The sequence below is a fragment of the Gemmatimonas sp. genome, from assembly GCF_041689975.1.
Classification (GTDB): domain Bacteria; phylum Gemmatimonadota; class Gemmatimonadetes; order Gemmatimonadales; family Gemmatimonadaceae; genus Gemmatimonas.
Genome location: NZ_JBDNFF010000108.1, coordinates 1 through 6778 on the forward strand (window position 1 = coordinate 1; position 6778 = coordinate 6778).

5 protein-coding genes are annotated in these 6778 nt (G+C 62.3%); 3 read left to right on the forward strand and 2 right to left on the reverse strand.

Annotated elements, in window-relative coordinates; genetic code table 11:
• The first annotated feature begins 205 nt into the window (after window positions 1-205).
• On the forward strand, window positions 206-820 hold the full coding sequence (locus ACESNG_RS07300) for a LuxR C-terminal-related transcriptional regulator (protein WP_373068397.1): 615 nt from the start codon (window positions 206-208) through the stop codon (window positions 818-820).
• Window positions 821-890: 70 nt separating this feature from the next.
• Window positions 891-2645, forward strand: coding sequence for a universal stress protein (locus ACESNG_RS07305; RefSeq protein ID WP_373068399.1), 1755 nt, complete (start codon window positions 891-893; stop codon window positions 2643-2645).
• A 3-nt stretch (window positions 2646-2648) separates the two neighbouring features.
• Here the strand turns inward: ACESNG_RS07305 and ACESNG_RS07310 are convergent, their stop codons facing one another.
• The gene (locus ACESNG_RS07310) at window positions 2649-3572 is read right to left on the reverse strand and encodes a serine hydrolase (RefSeq protein ID WP_373068401.1); all 924 of its coding nucleotides are present in this window, start codon (window positions 3570-3572) and stop codon (window positions 2649-2651) included.
• Window positions 3573-3627: 55 nt separating this feature from the next.
• Here ACESNG_RS07310 and queD point away from each other — a divergent pair, with 55 nt between their 5' ends.
• Complete coding sequence (gene queD / locus ACESNG_RS07315) at window positions 3628-4005, forward strand: 6-carboxytetrahydropterin synthase QueD (protein WP_373061079.1); 378 nt, start codon at window positions 3628-3630, stop codon at window positions 4003-4005.
• Between the two features lie 3 nt (window positions 4006-4008).
• On the opposite strand, the gene ACESNG_RS07320 is transcribed toward queD, so the two are convergent.
• The gene (locus tag ACESNG_RS07320) at window positions 4009-6312 is read right to left on the reverse strand and encodes a PAS domain S-box protein (RefSeq protein ID WP_373061080.1); all 2304 of its coding nucleotides are present in this window, start codon (window positions 6310-6312) and stop codon (window positions 4009-4011) included.
• Window positions 6313-6778: the final 466 nt, after the last annotated feature.

Consider the following 6778-nt stretch of genomic DNA (forward strand, 5'->3'; position numbering starts at 1 on the left):
CAATTGGCCGCAGAATTGCGCGCAGGAGGTGGATATGCAAGCGAGAACACTGAACGGCTCGAAGCGATCACCTTCGGCACGCGTCTTTCCGGTGGAATCCCCCGCCGCACTGACCGCCGCGCTGCTCCGTAACTCCACGCCTCGGCGTGGCGTTCGGTTCTCCGGCGAACCAATTCGTGTGGCTGTCCTCGACCGTAATCAGCTCATGAGACAGGCGCTGACAGCACTTCTTGCTCGTGATCCACGAATTCATCTGGTCGGTGATTCGTGTGATCTCGAACAATTCGTCAACGAGGTGACGCACAGCGCGCCGCAGGTCGTTCTGCTGTCCGCCGAGAAAGATTGCGACGTGGTCAATCGACAGATCACTTCGCTCGCGACGCTGCCACTCGGGCCACACGTGATCGTGCTGAATGGCGAACAACGTCCTGATATAGTGCTGGAAGCGTTTCGAGCCGGCGCCTTCGGCTATCTGCCATGGAGTGCATCGGCCGCGGAACTCATCGAAGCCATCGGAATGGTGGCCAACGGTATGAGCTATGTGTTGCCGACAACCGCGAAGACGCTGTCCAGTGCGCTGCGCACACCATTGCACTCGACGCCAGCACCGGGAGGTTCGCGGCTCGATGTGCTGAGTACGCGTGAGCGAACCGTGCTCGAGCGCATTGCTTTCGGCTTCAGTGGACCGGAAGTGGCCGATCAGTTGGGCATCACGGTTAAAACGGTGGATACCTACCGCCATCGGATTCACGAGAAGCTCGGTGTGCATCATCGCAGTGATTATGTCCGCATTGCCCTCGAGCACGACTTGCTGCACTGAGACCCAGAGTAAGCGATCACAAAATCCCCGGCTACCGTTCCATTCCCTCGAAGTCCTGAAGGAGTACACGATGTCCACCTCAATGCCGAAAGAGCTCGGCGCACGTCCCTTTCCGCCGCTGTCGCCGACCGGATCGACGCCGCATCCTGTGCAGCGCACCGTCTTCGAAAATGGCGTCGAGGCGGAACTGCAGGCCCTCGCCGAGAGGAGATGTATGCCGCGCGAGGATCATGAGTTGCTCGCTGCCTGCGCAATCGCGCTGCGTGATGCGCTCAATGTGCCGAAGGGTCAAATTGTGACAGCTGTCACCAACGGCACCGTCGTGCTCGACGGACACACCGCGTACTACTACCAACGCGCCGCCGCGGAATGCGCCGTGCGTTTTCTCGACGGCGTGCGCTGTGTCGAGAATCACATCACGGTTGTAGCGCCGGGGCCGGCCCACGATGTGCGCGACCTGATCGTGCAAGCTCAGCCCCGTCACACTGCTCGTTTCCTCAATATCTTCCTTCCCGAGCCGACCATGCCGACCAAAGCGCCGAACATTCGTCGAGCGACAGACATACTGAATAGCTTCGAACCCACCGTCGCCCCATCGGGTCCCATTCTTGTGGCCACCGACACGTCGCCGTCCTCCGATGCGGCGTTCCCCATGGCGCTCCTGCTCGCCCCGTTGCTGAACGCACCGGTACAGGTGGTGAGTGCTCTGCGCTCAAATACGATGCCGATGTACGGGTTTGATACCGTACCGTATACGATGGCGGCTGATCCTTCTCTCATAGAAGGACGCCAGTCGATGATCGAAAGGCAGATGGCGCGCACCGTTCCATCGGCGACGTCGTGGCCCGTGCGCGTACGCGTGGGTGAGCCGCTGCATGAGATCGTCGAAGATGCGTGCAGTGTCGAAGCGCGCGTGATCGTGATCGGTCGCGGTCGGCACACCGCACTTGGCCGCACGTTCGGCGGGGAGTCGGTGCTCCGTCTGCTACAGCTTGGGGATACGCCGGTGCTGGCTGTCGAGCCCGGTGTGGATGCAGTGCCGAAGAACGTGGTCATTGCCACCGACTTCAGCGTGTTCAGTCTGTACGCGGCGCAGGTTGCGGTCACGATGATCGCACCTGGGGCCACCGTACGGCTCGTTCACGTAGGCCTGGATATCGGTGACGCCGATGCACGACATAAAGCGTATGCCGAGGGGTACAAGAAGGAAGCAGCGAAGGGGTTCGCTCTGCTGACAGAGCACCTCGAGCCGCACGGCTTCGCGTTGGAGATCGTGGCGCTGCACGGGAATCCATCAGACCGTCTCGTCGAGTACCTCGACGCGATCAACGCCGATCTCGTGGTGACGGCCACGCACGGATACGGCTTCTTGCGTCGCATGGTGCTGGGCAGTGTGACCGCGGAGCTGGTGCGTTCGGCGCCGTGCTCGGTGTTGTGCGTACCGGGCCGCGCACGCACCATCGCAGCCGCCCGCGCCAATGCCAACGCGACGCAACAGACCCGCAGCTACGCCGTCGACGTGCTTGATGCGGAGCTGAATGCGTTCACTACGCGCAACGCGGGACGCGCCTGCAGTATCGAGATGGATCGCGATGATCTTGGCGCGCAGTCGCTGGGGCATGGTATGCCGCTGGTCGGCGCGACGTACGACAAACACGATCGCAGTATCGCGCTGATGTTCGGCGCATCGAGTCTGCAGGGTGAGCATCTCACCCACCGCCTCCTCGACTGCCAGTCCGTGCACACCATTTCGAATACTGAAGGACGGGATCAGGTCATGCGTGTGGTACACGAAGGCGGGCAGACGCTGCTGCTGCTCGAGTAGCGCCTACTTCCACGCCGTCACGATCGCTTCGCCGATCCGGCCGATCACCGCGTTCCCCTCAGAGTCCAACCAGTAGCGTGTATCGGCGTTCTCCTTGGTCAACACGCAGGCCACGACTCGCGCCGGCAGCGAGAACACTCCGCAGTCGGTGCGTGACGCGTCCACGTCACCGCTCTTGTGCGCCAGTCTCGTGCCGTAGGTGAATCGCGCGAGCTTGGAGTCGTCCTGATTGTCTGCGAGAATGCGCAACATGGTCGAGTCGGCCACCGGACTCACGGCCTTGCCTTGCGCCAACAGCACGAACAGCTGCGCCATCTCATTCGGCGTCGTCACCCCCAGTCCGTACTTGGCGGAGCTGTCTGGGGCGACGCTGGCAATGCGGGTCATCGATCCACTGTGCACCTTCGTGTGCGCGAGACCGAGCGCTTCCATCTTCTGCCATACGCGCCGGATCTTGATGCGATCGAGCACGAGATTCGTGGCGGTGTTGTCGCTCAACGTGCTCATGAGATAGGCTACGTCCCAGAGTCGCAGCGTGAGCGGCGTGCGAAGATTCTGCAGCTGCCCCGCGCCGCCGACTTTGTCGATCTCGGTGAGCACGATCGGATCGTCGAGCGTGAGCAGCTTCTGCTCGGCCAGATCGAACAGCGCGACCAGAATCGGTACCTTGATCAGAGATGCGGTGGAGAAGGTCTCATTACCGCGCTGCTCGAGATGCTCGCCGGTCTCCAGGTTCGTAATGCTGTAGCCGACCACCCCACGATGCGCCGCCGAAAGACTATCGAGCGTGCGGCGCAGCGCGGCCGATTTCGCGCTCTGTGCACCGGCGTCGTGAGACGAGGCGAGCAACGACAGCGCACACACCGTGGCGAGAGCACCGGCAACGAAACGAGAGGCACGAGCGGGCATGAGGACAGGCTCCGGCATGGCGTGAGTTGCTTCGAGCAGGAAGCGTGCTACGATTCGGACAGCGGAGGCGCTGATGGAGATCTACAAGACATTCACCTTTGAAGCTGCACACCGGTTGCCGAACGTGCCACCGGGGCACCAGTGCGCGCGGCTGCATGGGCATTCCTTCGAAGTGACCGTCCACGTACAGGGGCCGCTGTCGGCCCATGAGGGATGGGTCATGGACTTCGCCGACCTGAAGGCGGTGGTGAAGCCGATCATCGACGAGCTCGATCACTACTACCTCAACGACATCGCCGGTCTCGAGAATCCCACCAGCGAAGTGATCGCGCGCTGGATCTGGCGACGTCTCGTGCCCACGCTGACCGGACTCAGTCGGATCGTCGTGCGGGAAACGTGCACCTCGGGGTGTGTGTACCGCGGCGAAGACGAGATGACCGCGCCTACCTGACCCTCAGCGGGCAAGCGTGCGAGCGATAATCTCGACGATGGTGTTGGTGGACATCGGCTTTTGTACCACTTCGACCACGTTCGTGCCGCGCGGACCATCCGGGCTCGCGTCGCGACTGAAACCGGTCATGAGTACGACGGGAATCGCAGGGTAGCGGACGCGTAGTTCCTCGGCGAGGCGATCGCCAGACATGTTCGGCATCGCTACGTCGGAGAGAATGAGATCGGGACGTACGATGCCCTCGTCGAGCTGGCGCAGCGCGTCGCGTCCGTCATGACTCGTGAACACGGTGTAGCCGCGCCGCTGCAGTGCCTTGGTGAGTGCCTGCGCGAGTGCCGGCTCGTCATCCACTACCAGCAACGTGCCCCCCGCCGTCGTGATGTTCGATGATTCGGGTGGACTCGCCGCCGGTTCCTGCGCGGCGAGTGAGAGTTCGATACGGAACGACGTGCCGTTTCCCGGCGCAGTGTCGACGGCAATGCTGCCGCCATGGGCCAGCACCGCACCGTGCACGACGGCCAATCCCATCCCGCTGCCTTCGCCAACCTTCCTGGTGGTGAAGAAGGGCTCGAAGATGCGCCGCGCCGTGTCAGCCGACATGCCGATGCCGTTGTCCTGCACGGTGAGTACCGCGATGGCGCTGCCGTGTGTATCACGGTCGGTGTGCAGCGTTACCGCAATGGCCGGCATCGTGGCGGAACGCACCGCGTGTTCAGCGTTCACGCAGAGATTGACGAGCACCTGTTGGAGTTCGCTGGCGTTCCCGGAAATGATGACCGGCTCCTCGGGGAGCGCGACCTTCAGCTGCACGCGTGTGGACATGGTGGAGCGCAGCAGACGGATGCTTTCCGCCGCGAGCGCGGTCAGGTCGATTGCGCCGTGTTCCGTTTCTGCTTGCCGACTGAAGGTGAGGATCCGTCTGACGAGTTCTCTGGCGCGAAAACTGGCGATGCTGATCGACTCGAGCTCTTGAGCCACAGCCTTTGGCAGGTCGGGCTCTCCCAGTGCGAGATCGACATTCGCCACGACCACGGCAAGCATGTTGTTGAAGTCGTGCGCGATGCCACCGGCGAGTGCGCCCAACGACTCCATGCGCTCACTCTGTTTGGCCTGCGCGGCCGACATGAGCCGCTCCGTTTCGTCTTCCACGGTGCCGACGAATCCGGTGCAGCGATCGCGCTCGATGACGGCCGACAGCCAGAGGCGAAGCGCGCGGTCCTCCTCGATACCGTCGCGTCGGATTCGGAACGCCGTTTCGAGGTCCGCGCACGCTTGCGTTGCACTTTCGAGTTCGTCGGACACCCGATCGCGCTCGTCGGGATGCACACGCATCAGTATGCCGCCGGTGCACAACTCCTGGGCGGAATTTCCGAGTATCGACGCGAGTCTGGCATTCACGTAGAGGTAACTACCGTGCGCATCGGCCAGAAAAATGCCGAGCGACGAGGCCGAGGCGAGTGTACGAAAGCGCGACTCACTCACGCGCAGTGCTTCTTCACCGACGATGCGCTCGGTTACATCGTGCGACACGACCGACACGCCGTAGACCTCGCCTGCCTGGTCGAACATCGGACAGAGGATATGATCACGGGAGGAAACGCGTCCTTCGATCGTGGAGCGAGTCGCGCCGTGCACTGTCTGGCCTTGCAAGGCACGGTCGTACCACGATTGCCAGAGCGCGCGTCGCTCGGGATCCGTATTCACATCGGTCACGATGTCGCCTATTTCCGGACGCCGTCCGGTGACTTGCTCGACGAGCACGTTGAACTGCTGGTTGGCACTCAGGAGTCGATGCGAGCGGTCGACGGCCCAGATCGGCGTCGGGGTATTGTCGAGGACGGCGCGCAGCCGGCTACGTTCATTCACCAGCTCCCCGACCAGCCGTCGGTAGAACTCATCTGACGCCGACGAGATCGGCTGCGGCGGAGATGTCAGCCGCGGGGCCGGGCTTGGTTTCTGCGACGAGAGATCAACCGCATAGGCCATCCAGTGGTCCGTCTGATCGGGTAAGAACGCGCATACCAGCAGTACGGGCACGCGCGAACCATCCTTCCGAAAGAACTCTTTCTGATAAGGCACGGTGAAGCCGCCGCTGGCCGCGGCTTGACGCATGCCGGCCTCATCCAAATGCAGGAACTCTGGCGGAGTCAGCACGTGCCAATCGATGCGTCCTTCGGCGAGTTCGTTTTGCGTAAATCCGATGATCCTCAGGACCGCGTCGTCGGCGGCGGTGATCTGCGCACCTGTGCCCCACATCACACCGACGGGCGTATCGTATACGCGTGGCCCGGCGAGCGGAGCACCCATAGTGGATACCAGCTAAAGGCAGGCAGTGAGGCTATCCGGCTCGTCTGGGATATCGGGCCAGCAGAGTAATAACGATACCTCTAAAGCGGACATTATGCATTCTTTATCTGGCATGGATCGAGGGCTCTGTCGATCCCGGCGTCACGAGTTTCGATCACGCCGATCTACGGCGGCTATCGGTTGGAGGAGTTGTTCGGCGCACCGCATCACGCACGACGACAGATTGACCGTACACATCATCGCGAGCGCAGAGGAGTCGCTGCGCTTGTTGGGCACGGACTATCTGGACGTGCTGCAGCATCGTTCCCACCCTCGCACAAACGCCGCCGACGTGGCGCCCGGCCCCGACGATCCGTCTGGATGCGCAGGAGTCGCCCGAGATCTGTACGGCGAGTACGGGGATGGACGTTCCGTAATGCCGGCCTGGATCGGATAGCAGCAATAGCAGACGGCAACAGCAAACGGC